Here is a 17,640-nt window from a genome sequence, read left to right on the forward strand (position 1 = left end):
GGTGCTCTACGATCACCGGGTGGACGAACGGGGCGTCAGGGACGCCGTGAACCAGGCGGCGGCCGGGGTCGGCGGGCCCGGCCTCGGGGCCGGCCTGCCCGGGGCTGGGGCGGAGCGGCCGTGGAGCCGGCAGCGGCTGCGCAGCAACAACGAGTGGCTGCTGCTGGCCCGGCTGCGCTCGCACGGGCCGCTCTCCCGGGCCCAACTCGCCCGTGACACCGGGCTGTCGAAGCCCACGGTGTCGGCGGCGCTGGCCGCGCTGGAGGAGGCCGGGCTGGTCCGCGAGGCCGGGCGGTTCGTGCCGGAGCGCGGGCGGACGGCCGTGCTGTACGAGCCCGACCCGGCGGCCGGGTACGTGCTCGGGGTGGACATCGGGCGGGCCTGGCTGCGGGTCGCGGTGGCCGACCTGTCCGGACAGGTGGTGGCCCGGCAGGACGCGCCGAACCGGGGCCGGACGGCGAACGCCGTGGCCGACGCGGTGGTGGCGGCGGCCCGCGCGGCCATCGCGGCGGCCGGCCTGACGCCGGACCGGATCGTGCACGCGGTGGTCGGCAGCCCCGGGGTCTGGGACGAGCGCCGGCGCAGCGTCCGCTTCGCGGACCACCTGCCCGGCTGGGGGCGGCGCGGCCTGGTCGACCGGATCGCGGCCGGCCTGGAGACCACCGTGACGGTGGCCAACGACGCCAACCTGGCCGCCGTGGGCGAGTACGCCTTCGGTGCCGGGGCGGGCAGCGAGCTCTTCGTCTACGCGCTGGTGGGCACCGGCTTCGGGGTCGGCGTGGTGCAGGACGGCGACGTGCTGGTGGGCGCGCACGGCGCGGCCGGCGAGGTCGGCCTGCTGCCGGTGCCGCCGATCGCGCCCGAGCCGCTCGGCGGGCCGGCCCGCACGCTGGAGGAACTGGTCTCCGGCGACGCGGTGGTGCGGATCGCCCATGCCCTGGGCCTGGCCCCCGCGCTGACGGCCAAGGAGGTCTTCGACCTGGCCCGGGCCGGGGATCCGGTGGCGGTCCGGGTGGTCGCCGAGGTGGCCGAACGGCTCGGCTACGCCCTGGCGGTGGTCTGCGCGGTGCTCGACCCGGACCTGCTGGTGCTCGGCGGCGGCCTCGGCGCCAGCGCCGATCTGCTGCTCGCCCCGGTGGAGCAGGCGCTGCACCGGCTCTGCCCGCTGAAGCCCGCGCTGGCCGCCAGCCGGCTGGGCGAGGACGTGGTGCTGCTCGGCGCGCTGGCCACCGCGCTGGAGACGGCCCGGCCCGAGGTCTTCGAGCGGCGCACCGGCTGAGCGGCGCACCGGCTGAGCGGGGCACGGGCCGATCGGCGAACGGGGTGGCGCGGGTGAGCGGCGCCCGGGGCGAGCCGGTTTGCTGGGAACCGGAGCGTCGTAACTGATGGATTGCAGAGAGTTCATTCGAATCATGTCCACGCGCGTTGACTGGACCATGACCGGCGCCTACCTTCAGGCGGGACAGTGATCGAACCGGCGGGGGAGCCTGAGTTGGTGACGGAAGCGGAGGCGTCGGAAGGCGTGCCGGCTCGGTTCACCGTCCTGGGCCTGCTGGCGATAGCCGACCGCAGCGAGACCGCCGTGCTCCAACCCTCCAAGCCCGCCACGCTGTTAGCCGCCCTGCTGGTGCGGCCCAATGCGGTGGTCTCGGTGGAGGCGCTGCAGCGGGCGATCTGGGGCGAGGCGATCCCCGCCACGGCCAAGGCCGCCCTGCACTCCTGCGTGCTGCGGCTGCGCCGGCTGTTCGCCAAGTACGGCATCGCCGGCCACACCATCGAGGCGCTGCCCGGCGGGTACCGGATGGCCGCCGATGCCGCCACCCTCGACCTGCTGGAGTACCGGGAGTTGGTGGACCGGGCCGACCGGGCCGTCGAACCGGTGGAGGAACTCCGGCTGCTGCGCCAGGCGTTGGCGCTCTGGGCGCAGCCCGTGCTCGGCAACGTGCACTCCGACGCGCTGCACCGCGAGGAGGTGCCGCGGCTCTGCGAGGAGTGGTTGCGGACGGCCGAGCGGATCTACGACATCGAGCTCGCCCTCGGGCGCTGTCGCGAAGTCCTCGCCGAACTCTGGTCGGTGGCCCGCTCCCACCCCGTCCACGAGCGCTTCTGGGAGCAACTGATCGAGGCCCTGTACCGGACCGGCCGCCGCGCGGACGCGCTCGCCGAGTACCGCGGGGTCCGCGATCACCTGCTGACCGAACTCGGGGTGGACCCCGGGCCGGGCCTGCAGCGCCTCGAACTCGCCGTCCTGCGCGGCGATCAACTGCCGGAGCGGGCCCCCGGCCCCCGGCGCACTACGCCGCCACCTGCTGCTGCCGGGCCGGTTGTCACAGCCGCCACCACCACCGGATCCGCCACCGCCGAAGGGGTGTTGGCGGGTCTGGTGCAGGCCGGGCTGCTCGAGGAGGGGCCGCACGGGCAGTACCGGGTGCACGAGCTGCTCCAGACCTTCACCCGGGCCGCAGCGGGCAGTTGGGCCCGCGAACCCGCCGGGCTCGCCCCGGAGGAGAGCCCACCGAACCCCAGCTCCACCCCGTCCCCGCGGCACTCCGCCGCTCCGTCGCGTACCACCGAGGTGTGAGGGAAATGGCCCGCTACGAGGAGATCGCCGACAGTCGGCCGCGGATCAGGCGCGACGTGCTCTACACCCGGACGCCCACCGGGGTGCTGTTCCACAACGCCCACGGCGGCTTCAGCCTGACCACCAAGGGCGCGTACCGCTTCGCCTCGCTGCTGGTGCCGCACCTGAACGGCCGGCACTCGGTGGCCGAGCTCTGCGCGGGCATGGGCGAGCCGCAACGCGCCATGGTCGCCGGGCTGGTCCAGGCGCTCTACGGGCGCGGGTTCGCCCGGGACGCCGGGCCGGAGGCCGGTACGGCGGTGGAGCTCGCCCCCGAGGTCGCCGCCCGGTTCGCGGCCCAGGTGGAGTACATCGACCACTACACCGACGGCGCCGCCGAGCGGTTCGCCCGGTACCGGGCGACCCGGGTGGCCGTGCTCGGCGAGGGCGAACTGGCCCGCTGGGCCGTGCTGAGCCTGATCCGCAACGGCTGCGCGGCCGTGGGCGTGACCCCGGGCCTGGTGGACGGGGACGAGCGGATCGCGGCCGAGCTGGCGGCGCTGGCCGGGGCGGGCTGCCCGGCCGAGCTGACCGAGCTCAGCGGCTTGGGCGCCGACTGGTCTGCACTCGCCGACCATGAGCTGGTGTTGGTGGCCGGCGGCCCGACGGCGGCCCGACGTACGGTGGGCCTGCTGGAGGCGGGCGTGCCGGCCGGCACGCGGCTCGTCCCGGCCTGGACGGTCGGCGGCCGGGCCGTGGTCGGCCCGCTCACCGAGCCCGGCCGGCCCGGCTGCCTGACCTGCGCCGCGCTGCGCCTCGGCGCCAACGGCGAGCCGGCCGAGGCGGCCGAACTCTGGGCCGGGCTGGCCCCGTTGGCGCCGCTCGGCGGCGAGGCGGCGCAGCCCGCCGGCCCGCTCGCCGCGATGCTGGGCAACCTGCTCGGTTACGAGGTCTTCCGCCTCACCACCGGGGCGCTGCCCGCCGAGACCGACGGCCAGCTGATCGTGCAGGACCTGGACTCGCTGGACGTGGTCTGCGAACCGCTGCTGCCGCACCCGCGCTGCCCGCGCTGCGCCGCCGTGGGGGACACCGCGACCGAGCTGCCCGATCTGGCCACCGCGCCCGCCACCGCCCGGCTGCCCGAGGACGGCGCGGCCGAGGAGGCCGCGGCCAAGGCCGCGCTGGCCGAACTCGAGGGCCGGGCCGTGCTGGTGCGGGCCAACGCCGGGGTGTTCGCCGGCTACGCCGACGACGACTGGCAGCAGACCCCGCTGAAGGCCGGCACCGTCACCCTCGGCCTGCGGGCCGGCCTGCGCCGCGAGATCACCGCCTTCGACGTGCACCACGTGGCCGGGGCCCGGCTGCGCGCCCTCCAGCGCGCCGCCGAGGTCTACGCCGAGCATGTGGTGCCGCCGGCGATCGCGGCCAAGGACCCGAGCCTGCGCCGGTACGCCGCAACCGAGTTGAGCACCTCGGCGGGCCTGGCGGCCGACCCGGCGGCCAGCTGGTCGCCCGCCGTCTCCCTGCTCAGCGGCGAACGGGTGCTGGTGCCCACCGCCGCGCTGCGCCCGTTCTCCGCGCACAACGCCGCCGCCGCCTTCGAGCGCACCACGGCCGGCACCGGCGCGGGCGGCACCGAGGCCGAGGCCGTCACCCGGGCGCTCGGCAGCGCCCTCGGCTACGACGCCCTGCAGGCGGCCCTGCGCGGCCGGGCCCCGGTGGAGTCCGTCCCCCTCGAGCTGTTCGCGGCCGATGCCGAACTCACCTTCTTGGCCCGGTCGGCGGCCAACCTGGGCCTCGCCCCGGAGCTGCTCCGCCTGGGCGGCCCTATGGCGCCGCTGCCGGTGGTGCTGGCCCGGACCGCCGATGCGGGCACCCCCCGCTGGACCCTGGGCAGCGGGCTCGACCTGGCCGCCGCCGCGCTGGCAGCGCTGCGCGAGCTGCTCGGGCAGGTGCAGCTCGGCCGGGACGAGGCCTTCCGCGCCCGGGGCGCGGCGCTGGACCTGGGCGACCCGCTGCTCGACGGCTTCGACGCCGGGGTGCTGACGGCCACCGGCCCGGTGACCTCAGCTGGCCCGGTGGCCTCGCCCGGTCCGGAGGCCGGAGCGGCGGCTGGAGCGGCGGCTGGGACGGCCGGGGAAGCCGGGCCGGACTGGCCGGCGGTGCTGGAGCGGTTGCGCGACGCCGGCCGGGACGTGCTGGTGAGCCGGGTCGGCGCGAGCGACCTGGCGGCCGGACGGCTCGAGGTGGTCAAGGTGCTGCTGACGGACGGGACTTCAGGTGCCAGCTGAGGCCATCGCCGAGCCCTGGGCGGCCATGGCCGAGGCCCTGGCCGCCCGGCTGGCGGAGAGCGGGGCCGAGCTGACGGTGCTCGGCGCCCGGGACGAACTCGCCGTCGGGCTCGCCGAGGGCACGTCCGCCGCTGACGGCTCCGCCCCACCGGCTGTGAGCGTTCCCGACGGTGCCGGCTCCGCAGCCGGTGACGCGGTGCCGGTGTACCTGTACGGGCACCAGGCGATCGTCGGTCCGGCCGCCTCGGCGGCCTGCCCGCGCTGCCTGGTGCGGCGTTGGCAGGCCGTGCGGTCCGGCCCGCTGCGGGAGGCGCTCGAACTCGGCGACGAGACCAAGGCGGTGGGCGAGCCGCCGTGGGCGGTGCCGTTCCTGGCCGACGGGCTCGCGGCGCTGATCGCGGCCCGTCGTCAGCGCGGTCTGGACCGCCCGGCCGCCGGCGTCCGGCCGGTCGCGCAGCTGCTCGACCTGGAGACGCTGCGGGTCAGCGGCTTCCCGGTGCTGCCCGACGCCGAGTGCCCCCGGTGCGACCAGCGGGTGCCGGACACCGCCGAGGGCGCCCGGATCGAGCTGGCTGCCCGCCCCAAGCGGGCCCCGGCGGACTTCCGGCTGCGCGGGATCGAGGCGTACGCGCTGCCGCTGGCCGCCTTCGTCAACCCGGTCTCCGGGATGCTCGGCCCCTCCGTGGTGCCCGACCTGGTCTCGGCCTCCACCTCCTCCACGGTCGGCTGCTTCACGCTGCGCAGCGGCGACTACCTGCGCGAGACCTTCTGGGGCGGGCACACCGCCTCGTACGGCACCAGCACGGCCGTCGGCCTGCTGGAGGGCCTGGAGCGGCTGGCCGGGATGCGGGCGCGCGGCAAGCGCACCGGCGTGGTGGCCAGCCTGGCGGAGCTCGGCCCCTCCACCGAGCCGGGCGGGCAGGCGCTGGACCCGCGCACCTGCGGGCTGTACGCGCCGGAGTTCCACCGCGACCAGCCGGGGGTGCGGCCGTTCGCGCCGGACCGGCCGATCCCCTGGGTCTGGGGCTGGTCGCTGCGCGACGAACGCCCGATCCTCGTGCCCGAGATCCTCACCTACTACCACGCCCCCGGCGGGCTGGAGAACCGGTTCGTGCAGGAGAGCTCCAACGGCTGCGCCTCCGGCGGCAGTCTGGAGGAGGCGATCTACTTCGGGCTGATGGAGGCCGTCGAGCGGGACGCCTTCCTGCTGGCCTGGTACGGGCGGCTCGCGCTGCCCGAGCTGGACGGCCGGAGCAGCACCCGGCCCGAAACCCGGGCGCTGATCGACCGGTTGGCGATGTACGGGTACCGCGCACGGTTCTTCGACACCCGGATCAGCTTCCCCGTCCCGGTGGTCACCGCGGTGGCCGAGCGGATCGACGGCGGGCTCGGCCGGATGTGCTTCGGTGCCGGGGCGAGCCTCGACCCGGAGGCCGCGCTCTGGGCCGGGCTCTGCGAGATCGCCACCGACGCGGTGAACCTGCGGCGGCGTACGGTCCGTGAGGAGCACCGACTCCGGGCGATGGCCGAGGACTTCGACCAGGTGCAGGTGCTGCACGACCACCCGCTGCTCTACGGGCTGCCCGAGATGGCCCGGCACGCGGACTTCCTGCTGCGCGCCGCGCCGAGCGGGCCGCCGGAGCCGCTGAGCCGGCTGGCCGAGGGCTCGATCGCGCCCGCCACCGACCTGCGCGAGGACCTGCGGGCCTGCGTCGGGGCGCTCGGCGCGGCCGGCTTCGACGTGGTGGTGGTCGACCAGACCATGCCCGAGCAGCGGGAGTTCGGCCTGCACACCGCCTGCGTGCTGGTGCCCGGCCTACTGCCGATCGACTTCGGCCACCGGCGTCAGCGGGCCCTCACCATGCCGAGACTGCGCACCGCTCCGCGCGAAGCCGGGCTCCGCGACCGGGACTTGCTCCCGGCCGAGTTCAATCCGGCCCCGCACCCCTTCCCTTGATCCGCCTCCCCCCGACCTGCCGATCTGCCGACCGACCTTCGACCTAGGAGCGACCATGGGGTACGCCCACGAGTACGCCGCCGCGGTGATGCGGCGGGCCCGCGTCCCGATGGAGCCCGCCGACTTCGTGCCCGACTGGGCCGACCGGCCCCGCAAGGGCAAGTACTTCCCCGGTGCGCCGCACCTCCCGCTGCCGGACGGCGGCTCGGCCGAGGCCGGGCTCGACCGGGGACTGTACGGCCCGCCCGGGGAGGGCGGCTTCACCCTGTCGCTGCTCGGCGGCATGCTGCGCGACTCCTACGGCCTGACCGGCCGCCGGCTGGCCGTGCAGGCCAACTCCGACCTCGGCTCGCTGCCGCTCTACCCGCACGCCAACTGGTCACGCGGCACCGCCTCCGGAGGCGGCCTCTACCCGGTCGGCATCCACTGGGTGAGCGGCCCGAGCGGCCCGCTCACCCCGGGCGTCCACTACTACGCCACCGAACACCACGCGCTGCGGCGGCTGTTGGCCGGTGACGTGACGGGCGAGCTGCGGGCGGCGCTCGGCGGGCTCGGTGACGGGACGGACCAATTCCTGGTGCTGACCGTCAAGTTCTGGCAGAACGCCTTCAAGTACAACAGCTTCGCCTACCACGTGGTGACCATGGACACCGGCGCCCTGCTGGAGACCTGGCGGATCTGGGCCCGGGCGCACGGGCTGCACCTGGACGGCGCGCTCTGGTTCGACGAGGAGCGGATCGGGCGGCTGCTCGGCCTGGACGCGGCGGAGGAGGGCGTGTTCGCGGTCGTCCCGCTGCACTGGGAGGGCGGTGCGGCCGAGTCGGCGCCGGCGGGTGAGACCCAGGTCCGGGTGACCGACCGGGAGCGGTCGCGGACGGTGATCGAGTTCGAGACCGTGCGGCGGATCCACGCCGCGACCCTGGTGGGCGCGGCCGAGCGGCCTTCGGCCGGGGCGCTGGCCGGGGTGTTCGAGGCCGGCCCGGGGGCAGGCGGCGAGCGGATCGAGCTGCCCGAGCCGCCGGTGCCCGCGCTCGGCGTGCGGGCGGCCCTGCGGGCCCGGCGCAGCAGCTTCGGCCGGTTCACCGCGCTGCCCGCGATGAGCGCCGAGCAGCTCTCCGCCGCGCTGGCGGCGGCCGCCTCGGCGGCCGTGCCGCAGACGGACGGTCTCGGTGGCCGGGCGCCCGAGCTGACCCGGCTCTACGTGTTCGTCAACCAGGTGGCGGGGGTGCCGGCCGGGGCCTACGCCTACGAACCGGCCACCCGCACGCTGCGGTTGGTGGTGGCGGGCCTGCACGGCGAGTTCCTCCAGGACAACTACTTCCTGGCCAACTACGACCTGGAGCAGGCCGGCGCCGTGATCGCGGTGACCGCGCCCACCCCGGCGGTGGTCGACGCCGTCGGCGACCGGGGCCTGCGGCTGGTCAACTCCGTGGTCGGCGCGACGGCGCAGGCGCTCTACACGGCGGCGCCCGCCGTCGGCCTGGGCTGCGGGGTGGCCCTCGGCTTCGACTGCCTCTCCTACGCCGAGCAACTCGGCCTGCCGGAGGGCGAGATCCCCCTGTTGATCATGATGGTGGGGCAGGAGCAGCGCAGCCCCGCCGACTTCGACCACTCGATCGCCTGAACCGGTGGAGGAAGAACCGTTGACCACCACGGAGCCTGCCCGCGAAGGGCGCGCGGCGGACGAGCGGCTTTCCCGCGAGCCGGAGTTGGCGCCGCGCTTCATGCTGCGGGTCGGCGCACTGCCGGTGGAGACCGTGCACGCGCTCCGCTCACCCGAGGCCTTCGCCTGGGCCGAGCGGCTCACCGCCGAGGAGGACCGGCTGGCCGAGCTCGGGGCCCGGCTGAGTGAGCCGCTCGCGCTGCTGGTCAAGGCCGCGGTGGATCCGGCGCTCCGCCGCCGGGTGCTCCACCTGCGGCGCGAGGTGTTCAATCACCGGCTGCCCGCCCGCCCGGCCGAGATCCTCGCGTCGGTGGCCGGACTCGACCCGGAGACCGGCGAGTTACTGATGGCCTGGCTCTCCGCCCAGCGCCGCCTCGGCGACCTGCGGTCGGCGGGGGAGGAGCTGTTGGCGAGTGAACTGGCCCGTACCAGAGCCGAGTTGCACCGGCTGGCGGGCGCGGACGAACTGCGCCTCGGCCTGCTGCTGGCCTCGCCGACCCTGGAGGGCCGGCTGGACCACCTCGGCGATCCGGGGAAGGCGGCGGACAAGCGGACCCGGAAGATGGAGCGGTCGCTCCTCGCGTACCTGTACCGGACGGCCTGCAAGACCAGCCCGTTCAGCACCTTCACCCCGGTCGCCCCGGGGAGGTTCGAGCCGGACGGCGAACGGGAGGCCGTCGGGGCCGGCCCGGCGGCCGGGGAGCTGTGGCTCGGCGAGGCGCGGCGGAGCCACCCCCGGTTGAACGTGGTGGTGTTGGCGCGGCTGGCGGAGCTGGTGGCGGCCGATCCGGAGCGGCTGCGGGACCTGCCGGTGGCGCTGGCCTCGGGGTGGGAGCTGACCGAGGACCGGATCCGGTACGTGCGGCGGTCGGTGACGGCCGGGGACGACCGGGCGGCGGTGAGCTTCGACGCGGCCCGGGACCGGCTGTTCTACCTGCGGCTCAGCGGGCTGCTCGAGCAGGTGCTGCGGCTCTACCGCGAGCGCCCGCTGATCCGGCACGGCGAGCTCGCGGAGCGGCTGCGGGAGGCCGACGCGGGGCCGGCGGCCGCGGCCGACGCCGAGCGGTACCTGGCGGCACTGCTGGAGGTCGGCATGCTGCAACTGCCGCTGCTGGCCACCGATGTGCACGCGGTGGACCCGCTGCGCGGCTTCCGGGACGCGCTGCGCTCGCTGGACCGCCCGTGGGCCGCGGCGGTGGCCGACCGGCTGGCCGGGCCGATCGCCGCGATCGACGCCTACCCGGGTGCGGGCCTGGCCGGACGGCGGGCCCTGCTGGTCGATCTGAAGCGCGAACTGACCGAGATACAGGTGGCATTGGGCGAGGATTCAGCCTCCCTGCCGCAGACCCTGCTCTACGAGGACGTCACCGCCGAGCAGGTGAGCGCCGAAGCGGGCGAGTGGCTGGAGCTGGCGGCCGGGCCGCTGCGCGCACTCACCCCGGTGCTGCCGGTCTTCGACCTCGGGCTGGCCCAACGCCTCACCCTGAAGGGCTTCTTCCTCGCCCGGTACGGCCGGGGCGGCCGCTGCGACGACCTGCTCCAGCTGGTGCACGACTTCCACGAGGACATCTTCAACCAGTACCTCCAGTTCACCGCCCTGAAGCCGGCCGAGGCGGCCGACGGCGGCTACCCGCCGGAGGAGAACTGGCTGCACCTGCCGGGCATCACCGCCCTGGACCGGGCCCGGGCCGCGCTGGCCGGCCGGATGCGCGAGCGATGGGAGCAGCTGCCGGCCGGTGCGGCCGAGCTGCGACTGGAGCAGGCCGACCTGGCCGCCGTCACCGCCGAACTCGGCGGCCGTGCGGACGTGTTCGCGCCGCACAGCCACTTCGTCCAGCTGGCCCGCCAGGCCGGCGACCCGGTGGCGGTGCTCAACCACTCCTACGGCGGCCTGGCCTTCCCGTTCACCCGCTTCACCCACTGCTTCGACGGCGCGGAGGTCGACGCGGAAGCGGGCGCGGAGATCGGCGCGGAAGCGGGCGCGGAGGGCGGCGCGGAAGCGGGCGCGGGGGGTGGCGTGGAGCGAGGTTCGGAGGGCGGCGGGCTGCCCGCCGAGCTGCGCGAGGCGCTGCGGGCGGCGCAGCCGGCGGGGGCGGTCTTCGCGGAGGTCACCGCCGGGGCGGCCACCACCAACCTCAACCTCCACGTCCGGCTCACCGACTACGAGCTGGTCTGCCCGGGCGAGACCAGCACCGCGCCCGAGCGGGCCCGGATCCACCTGGACGACCTGTACGTGGTGCACGACGCGGCGGCCGACCGCCTGGTGCTCCGCTCGCGGCGGTTGAAGGCGGAGGTGGTGCCGCTCTACCTCGGCTACCTGGTGCCGATGGTGCTGCCCGAGATCCCGCGCAGCCTGCTGCTCTTCTCGCCGACCTCGCGGGTCACCCCGGAGCTCTGGCGCGGCGTGCCGGCCGCCCCCGCCGACGGCGGGGTCAGCCACCGGCCGAGGGTGCGGCTCGGCAGCCTGGTGCTGCACCGCCGCAGCTGGACGGCCGAGCCGGCGGCGCTGCCCCGACCGGCGGCCGGGGAGGGCGAGTCCCAGCGGTTCCTGCGCTGGCAGCGCTGGCGCCGCCGGCACGGCCTGCCCGCCCAGGTCTTCGTCCGCCTGCAGCTGGACGGCCCGGCGGGCCCGGCCAAGCCGCAGTACCTGGACTTCGCCAGCCCGCTCTCGCTGGCCGCCCTGGAAGGGCTGATCCCGGCCGGCGGTGCGGCCCGGCTGGTGCTGGAGGAGATGCTGCCGGGCGAGGACGCGCTGCACGTCCGGTCCGAACGGGGACGCCACGTAGCCGAGTTGGCCCTCGAGATGATCCCGTATGCGCGAGCTGCCGGCGTCGCGCCCGTACCGCCGCAAGGAGTGCCCCACCGTGACTGACCAGCCGACCACCCCCGGCATACCCGACGCGACCGGGAGCGAGCCCGTCGGCGACTGGCTGGCCCTGCACGTCTTCTACGCCGCCAGCCCGCGCCCGCTGCTGCTCCAGTGCGTGCGCCCGCTGGTGGCGGAGCTGACCGAGGAGGGCCTGCTCGCCGGGTGGTTCTTCATCAACTACTGGCTGGAGGGCCCGCACCTGCGGCTGCGGCTGCGCCCGTCCTCGGCCGGGGCCGCCGCCGAGGTGCGCCGGCGGGCCGAGGGGAGAATCGCCGAATTCCTGCGCCGCCGCCCGGCGTTGTACGAGGTGAAGGACAGCTTCTTCGCCGAGCTGTACGACACGCTCTTCGAGCTGGAGTACAAGGAGGAGGAGCGCGAGCGGCTGCTCGGCCCGGACGGCAGGATGCGGCTGCGGGAGAACAACACCTTCAGCGTCGAGCCCTACGAGCCCGAGTACGGCAAGTACGGCGGCCCGGCCGGGGTGGCGCTGGCCGAGTGGCACTTCCAGCGCTCCAGCGAGCTGGTGGTCGAGGCCACCCGCACCATGAACCTGCACCTGCGCACGGTGGTGCTCGGCCTGGCGGCCCAGCTGATGATGACCGTCTCGGCCTGCTTCCTGGCCGACGAGCAGGAGCTGCTCACCTTCCTCGACCGCTACCACGCCTTCTGGAACCGGGCGTTCGAGGGCACCGAGTACACCGCGCAGCGCGGCTACGACCGCGCCTACGCGAGCGCCGGGGCCAGCCTGCCGGAGCGGTTCCGGGTGATCCGGGCCGCCGTCGCTGAGGGGGCCGCCGAGCGGCTGCCCGAGCTGCTGCGCGGGTGGGCCGAGCACTGCCTGGAGCTGCGCGCGCGGGTGCTGGAGCTGGCCGGGCGGGGCGAGCTGGTGTTCCGCTCCTGGGACGGCGAGCGCGACCTGCCGGTCACCGACCCGGCCCAGGCGCTGCCGATGCTGCTCTCCCCGTACGCCCACATGACCAACAACCGGCTCTCGGTCACCGTGCGGGACGAGGCCTTCCTCTCCTACATCCTGGCCCGGGCCCTGCGCGAGCCCGTCGAGGCTCCGGAGGCCACCGGGTGAGCGGCCACCAACTCCTGGAGCTGCGGCCGCAGATCAGACCCGAGCTGCGGATCAGCCGCCCGCTGCGGCGCGGCTCCGCCGTGGTGCACCTGGTCCGCGACCCGCGGGCCGACCGGGTGCTGGAGATCGGCGTCAAGGAGCGGTTCCTGATCGGCCGGCTGGACGGCACCCGCTCGCTCGCCGAGGTCGGCGAGGAGTACGCCCGGGAGTTCCGGGCCCGCCTCGGCGAGCCGCAGTGGCAGCAGCTGCTCCGGCTGCTCTACGGCCGCGGCCTGCTCACCGACGCGCCGCCACCGGCCGCCGGGCCGCCCGAGCCGAAGAAGGAGCCCCCTTCGGGCGTGCTGGCCGGCCGGGTCACCATGGTCTCCGACCCGCCCGCGCTGCTCGCCCGGCTGCACGGGCTGACCGGCTTCGCCCGCACCCGCTGGTTCCTGGCCCTGCTCACCGCCCTGCTGCTGGCCGAACTCCTCGGCATCGCCCTGCGGTTGGGCACCCTGGTGACGGAGACCGGGCGGCTGCTGCACCAGCCGGTGGCGCTGCTCGCGGTGGGCTGCCTGCTCTGGGTGAGCCTCGCGCTGCACGAGCTGGCGCACGGGCTGGTCGGGCACCGGTACGGCGGGCGGGTCACCGGGATCGGGCTGCGCTGGCGGCTGCCGATGTCGTACCTGTACTGCGAGGTCGAGGACGTGCAGTTCTTCGCCCGGCGGCGCGAGCAGGTGGCCACCGCGCTGGCCGGGGCGGTGGCCAACCTGGTCTTCCTGCTGCCGTTCTACCCGGCCTGGGCCCTGCTGCCCGAGCGGGCCCAGGCCCGGCCGTTCCTGGCCGGCCTGCTGCTGCTCGGCGTGGTCACGGCCTTCGCCAACCTGGTGCCGCTGCCCCCGCTGGACGGCTACAAGGTGCTCGGCTACGCCGCCGCGAGCCTGCGCCCGGCCACCGAGAGCCGCCGGTTCGCCGGTCTGCTGCTGCGCCGCGACCGCGCCGCACTGCGGGCCTACCCGCGCGGGCTGCGGTGGCTGTACGGCGGGTACGCGCTCGGCTGCGCGCTGCTGGCCGCCGCCGTGCTGGCGGCGGCCGGGCCGGTCTGCCGGGCGCTGCTGCCGAGCCGGTTCGGCGCGGCGGCCTGGTACGCGCCGCCGGCGCTGGTCGCCGCCGCGCTGGCGCTCTGGGCCCTGGGGCAGGCCGCCCGGGCCCGGCGCAGACGGGTGGCGGAGCGGCGCGCGGCGCAGGACTGATCGCGGCGACCCGCCGGAGGGGCACGAGGCACGGATGTCCGAACACGGAGAGAAGAGCGGAATGAGTACAGCTGAGAGCCCGGCGGTGGTGCTGGACGGGGTGGGCAAGCGGTACGGGCCGGTGCAGGCCCTGGACGGGGTGTCGCTGACCGTCGAACGCGGCGAGTTCTTCGGCATCCTGGGGCCCAACGGCGCGGGCAAGACCACCCTGGTGGAGATCGTCGAGGGCCTGCGCGAGCCGGACACCGGCAGCGTCACCGTGCTCGGCGAGCGCCCCTGGCCGCGCAACACCGGGCTGCTGCGGCGCCTGGGCATCCAGACCCAGAGCTCGGCCTTCTTCACCCGGCTCACCGCGCTGGAGCACCTGGAGACCGTGGCCGCGCTCTACCGGCTGGCGCCGGGGGCGGCGCAGCGGGCGCTCGACCTGGTCGACCTGGCCGCCAAGGCCGGCTCCCGGGTGGACGACCTCTCCGGCGGCCAGCGCCAACGCCTGGCGCTGGCAACGGCGTTGATCCATGAGCCGGAGCTGATCTTCCTGGACGAGCCGACCGCCGCCCTCGACCCGGCGGCCCGCCGCTCACTCTGGGAGCTGCTCCGCTCGCTCAACGCGGACGGCCGCACCGTCGTGCACACCACCCACCACCTGGACGAGGCGCAGGCGCTCTGCGACCGGGTGGCGATCATCGCCCAGGGCAGGGTGCTCGCCGTGGACACCCCGAGCAACCTGATCCGCTCGCTGGCCGCCCCGACCCGCCTCCTCGTCCCGGCCCACCGGGTCACCGTCGAGCAGGCCCGGGCGCTGGCCGGGGTGGAGGGCGCCGCGATCGAGTCGGGAGAGCTGGTGATCACCACCCAGCGGGCGAGCCAAGTCCTCGTCGAGCTGGGGGAGTTGGTCGGCCTGGAGGAAGTCCAGACCCGCACCCCCTCGCTGGAGGACGCCTACCTGGCCCTCACCGGATCGGAGCCCCGCCCGTGAACGCCTACACCGCCGTCGCCCGGGCCGGCTACCTCGCCTACCTGCGCGACAAGACCTCGATGATCTTCACCTTCGCCTTCCCGCTGGTCTTCCTGGCCGTGTTCGGCCTGATCTTCCACGGGCAGCGCGTCAACGGCGGCGCGGCGTACATCAGTTACATCGCCCCCGGGGTGCTCTCCTGGGGCATCGGCAACGCCGCCGTGTTCGGCGTGGCCTTCACCCTGATGCACTGGCGCCGCGACGACCTGCTCCGGCTGATCTGGCGCACCCCGACCCCGCTGACCGCCGTGCTCGGCGCCCGCTGGGTGGTCGCGCTGGCCACGGCGGCGGTGCAGGCCGTGCTGTTCACGGCCGTGGCCGTGCTCGCCTTCGGCCTGGAGATCGGCGGGTCCTGGGCGTACGCGCTGCCGGTGCTGCTCTTCGGCAGCACCGCCTTCGCCGCGATCGGCCTGGTGGTCGGCGCGCTGGCCAACACCCCCGAGGCGGTGGCCGCGCTGGCCAACTGCGTGATGGTGCCGATGGCCTTCCTCTCCGGCGCCTTCTACCCGATCGACCTGATGCCGGGCTGGCTCCAGTCGCTCTCCCGGGTGCTGCCGCTGCGCTACTTCGACGAGGGCATCACCAAGGCCTTCGGCGACGGCGGCACCCTGGCCGGGTTCGCCCTGGACTGCGGGGCGCTGGCCGGCTTCGCCCTGCTCTTCGCCGCCCTCGCCGCCAAGACCTTCCGCTGGAGCAACCGGACATGAGCCTCGCCACCGCCGTGCCGACCCTCGTCTCGGCCGGAGACCAGTTGCAGCGCCGCCTGGCCGAACGGGCCGCCGCCGAGGGCCTTCCCGCACCCGGGGTGGCCGTGCTCGGCGCGGCCGACCTGCTGCGGCCCACGGATCCGGCCGTCGCCCGCAGCCGGGCCACCGTCCACCTGAGCGCCCAGTCGGTGCTGGTCGGCCCCTGGGGCGGCGAGGCGGCAGGCGGCCCCTGCGGCACCTGCCTGGCCATGCGGTGGCAGCGGCTGCGCAGCCGCACCGAGCGGGAGGCGCTGGAGACCGGCCTGGAGGCGGTGCCGGTCGGCCCCGCCTGGCCGCTGCTGCCGGCTTGGGTGGTCGACGCGGTCTGGGAGCTGCACCGCCTGGCCGCCGGGGCGAGCGCGACGGGCGGCGGCCCGGCCCGGGTGTCCCGGCTGGACCTGGAGACGCTGCGGGTGCAGACCGTACCGCTGCTCGCGGAGCCGCTCTGCCCCTCCTGCGCGGCGGAGCCGGTGTCCCCGGAGACCTTCGAGCTGCGGCCCCGGGAGAAGGCGGCCCCCGGCGCGTACCGGCTGCGCCCGGCCGCCTCCTACGGGCTGCCCGCCGAGGCGCTGGCCAATCCGGTCTGCGGGGTGCTCGGGGCCGGCACCTGGGCGGACGTGACCTCGCCGACCACGGCGCCGGTGGCCGGGAGCGTGTTCATGCGCGGGTACGCCGGGCTGACCGACGTCACCTGGAGCGGGCAGGCCAACTCCTTCCGGGCCAGCCGCGACCTCGCCTTCCTGGAGGGCCTGGAGCGGTACGCCGGCACCCACCGCCGCTCCACCGCACCGCTGTTGGTGGAGTCCTACACCCGCCTCGGCGACCGGGCGCTGGACCCGCGGGAGTGCGGGCTGTACGCACCGCAGACCTACCGGGACGACCCGATGCTCGACCCCTTCGACCCGGACCGCCCGATCCCCTGGGTGCCGGGCTGGTCGCTGCGCGACGAGCGGCCGGTGCTGGTGCCGGCCCGGCTGAGCCACTACAGCGCGGGCACGGCGGCCGACAACTTCGTCTTCGAGTGCTCCAACGGCTGCGCGATCGGCAGCTGCCTGGAGGAGGCGATCCTCTTCGGCCTGCTCGAACTGATCGAGCGGGACTCCTTCCTGCTCGGCTGGTACGGCAACCTGCCGCTGCCCGAGCTGGCACTGGCGGCCTGCGAGAGCCGGGGGCTGCGGGCGATGCTGGACCGGGCGGAGCTGCGCGGCTACGAGGTGCGCGCCTTCGACAACCGGGTGGACCTGGCGGTGCCGGTGGTCACGGCGCTGGCCGTCCGCCGGGACGGCGGGCCCGGCACGCTGGCCTTCGCGGCGGCGGCCGGCTTCGACCCGGAGGAGACGGTGGAGGCGGCGGTGGCCGAGATCCTCACCTACCTGCCGCACCTGCCCGGCCAGGTGGCCGAGCGGCCGGCCGAACTCGCCGCGATGGCCGCGGACTTCGACCTGGTGCGCCGACTGCCGGACCATGCCGCGCTGTTCGGCCTGCCGGAGATGGCCCGGCACGCCCGCAGCTACCTGGAGCCGGTCGGTGCGCCCCGCCCGCCGGCCGAGCTGTACGCCGACTGGGAGCGGGCCCGGCCGCGCTCGCTCGACTTGCTCGACGACCTGCGCTACTGCCGCGACCGGCTGGTGGCGGCCGGGCACGACGTGATCGTGGTCGACCAGACCACCCCCGAGCAGCGCCGGGCCGGTCTGCGCACGGTCTGCACCGTCGTCCCCGGCCTGCTGCCGATCGACTTCGGCTGGACTCGCCAGCGCGCCCTGCTGCTGCCCCGCCTGCGCACCGCCCCGCGCCGGGCCGGGCTGCGCGCCACCGACCTCACCGAGGCCGAACTCCGGCGCGTGCCGCACCCGTTCCCGTGAACATGCCGGTCGGCCCCCCGCCCGAGTGGGGCGGAGGGCCGACGGGTGCGCACCGTGCCTGGATCAGGCGGTGCAGCTGGTGGTGCTGGTGGTGCTGGAACAGGTGCTGGTGCTCGAGCAGCTCGTGGAGGAGCCCAGCATGACCTCGCTGGTGTCCGAGTAGTCGCTGATCTCGAAGGTCTCCGACTCGAGGTTCAGGATCTCCTCGGCGAGCGAGGCAAGGGTGTTGTCCATCGGAAGCTCCTTGGGGCGCAGGGCGCGCACCGGCCTCCCCGGCCCGTGCGCCTGACACCGAGGAGCAGCTGTCGCATCAACTCCCCAGCGGGACACCAGTTCTATCGTGCGCCACTGGCCGGGGCCGGTG

12 protein-coding genes are annotated in these 17,640 nt (G+C 75.6%); 11 read left to right on the forward strand and 1 reads right to left on the reverse strand.

Features of this window, described 5'->3' with window-relative positions; translation table 11 throughout:
- Positions 1–94: 94 nt before the first annotated feature.
- The 11 genes from CFP65_RS29195 (at position 95) to CFP65_RS29245 (ending at position 17,276) form a co-directional block, all read left to right on the forward strand.
- Positions 95–1,279 (forward strand): ROK family protein, encoded by a 1,185-nt coding sequence (locus CFP65_RS29195; RefSeq protein WP_104821204.1) that lies wholly within the window; start codon positions 95–97, stop codon positions 1,277–1,279.
- 216 nt (positions 1,280–1,495) lie between these two features.
- Complete coding sequence (locus tag CFP65_RS29200) at positions 1,496–2,581, forward strand: BTAD domain-containing putative transcriptional regulator (protein WP_371682554.1); 1,086 nt, start codon at positions 1,496–1,498, stop codon at positions 2,579–2,581.
- A gap of 5 nt (positions 2,582–2,586) precedes the next feature.
- Positions 2,587–4,851 carry a TOMM precursor leader peptide-binding protein gene (locus CFP65_RS29205; protein ID WP_104818989.1) on the forward strand — a complete coding sequence of 755 codons (2,265 nt, stop codon included), beginning with the start codon at positions 2,587–2,589 and terminating at the stop codon, positions 4,849–4,851.
- 25 nt (positions 4,852–4,876) lie between these two features.
- Positions 4,877–6,808 carry a TOMM precursor leader peptide-binding protein gene (locus tag CFP65_RS29210; protein WP_104821205.1) on the forward strand — a complete coding sequence of 644 codons (1,932 nt, stop codon included), beginning with the start codon at positions 4,877–4,879 and terminating at the stop codon, positions 6,806–6,808.
- 55 nt (positions 6,809–6,863) lie between these two features.
- A complete protein-coding gene (locus tag CFP65_RS29215) occupies positions 6,864–8,432 on the forward strand; it encodes a nitroreductase family protein (RefSeq protein ID WP_104818990.1) in 1,569 nt (522 codons plus the stop codon).
- 19 nt (positions 8,433–8,451) lie between these two features.
- A complete protein-coding gene (locus CFP65_RS29220) occupies positions 8,452–11,343 on the forward strand; it encodes a lantibiotic dehydratase (protein ID WP_371682475.1) in 2,892 nt (963 codons plus the stop codon).
- Positions 11,336–12,421: a lantibiotic dehydratase C-terminal domain-containing protein gene (locus tag CFP65_RS29225; protein WP_371682476.1), complete on the forward strand. Its 1,086-nt coding sequence runs from the start codon at positions 11,336–11,338 to the stop codon at positions 12,419–12,421. Before CFP65_RS29220 ends, CFP65_RS29225 begins: the two co-directional genes overlap by 8 nt.
- Positions 12,418–13,653, forward strand: a complete 1,236-nt coding sequence (locus CFP65_RS29230; RefSeq protein ID WP_104818991.1) for a metalloprotease — start codon at positions 12,418–12,420, stop codon at positions 13,651–13,653. The genes CFP65_RS29225 and CFP65_RS29230 overlap by 4 nt, the downstream gene beginning before the upstream one ends.
- Positions 13,654–13,714: 61 nt before the next feature.
- On the forward strand, positions 13,715–14,629 hold the full coding sequence (locus CFP65_RS29235) for an ABC transporter ATP-binding protein (RefSeq protein WP_104818992.1): 915 nt from the start codon (positions 13,715–13,717) through the stop codon (positions 14,627–14,629).
- Positions 14,626–15,375 carry an ABC transporter permease gene (locus CFP65_RS29240; protein ID WP_104818993.1) on the forward strand — a complete coding sequence of 250 codons (750 nt, stop codon included), beginning with the start codon at positions 14,626–14,628 and terminating at the stop codon, positions 15,373–15,375. The genes CFP65_RS29235 and CFP65_RS29240 overlap by 4 nt, the downstream gene beginning before the upstream one ends.
- The gene (locus CFP65_RS29245) at positions 15,372–17,276 is read left to right on the forward strand and encodes a TOMM precursor leader peptide-binding protein (RefSeq protein ID WP_104818994.1); all 1,905 of its coding nucleotides are present in this window, start codon (positions 15,372–15,374) and stop codon (positions 17,274–17,276) included. The genes CFP65_RS29240 and CFP65_RS29245 overlap by 4 nt, the downstream gene beginning before the upstream one ends.
- Positions 17,277–17,339: 63 nt before the next feature.
- Here CFP65_RS29245 and CFP65_RS29250 read toward each other — a convergent pair whose 3' ends face one another.
- On the reverse strand, positions 17,340–17,510 hold the full coding sequence (locus tag CFP65_RS29250) for a thiazolylpeptide-type bacteriocin (protein ID WP_104818995.1): 171 nt from the start codon (positions 17,508–17,510) through the stop codon (positions 17,340–17,342).
- Between the last annotated feature and the right edge of the window lie 130 nt (positions 17,511–17,640).

Source organism: Kitasatospora sp. MMS16-BH015 (assembly GCF_002943525.1).
GTDB lineage: Bacteria > Actinomycetota > Actinomycetes > Streptomycetales > Streptomycetaceae > Kitasatospora.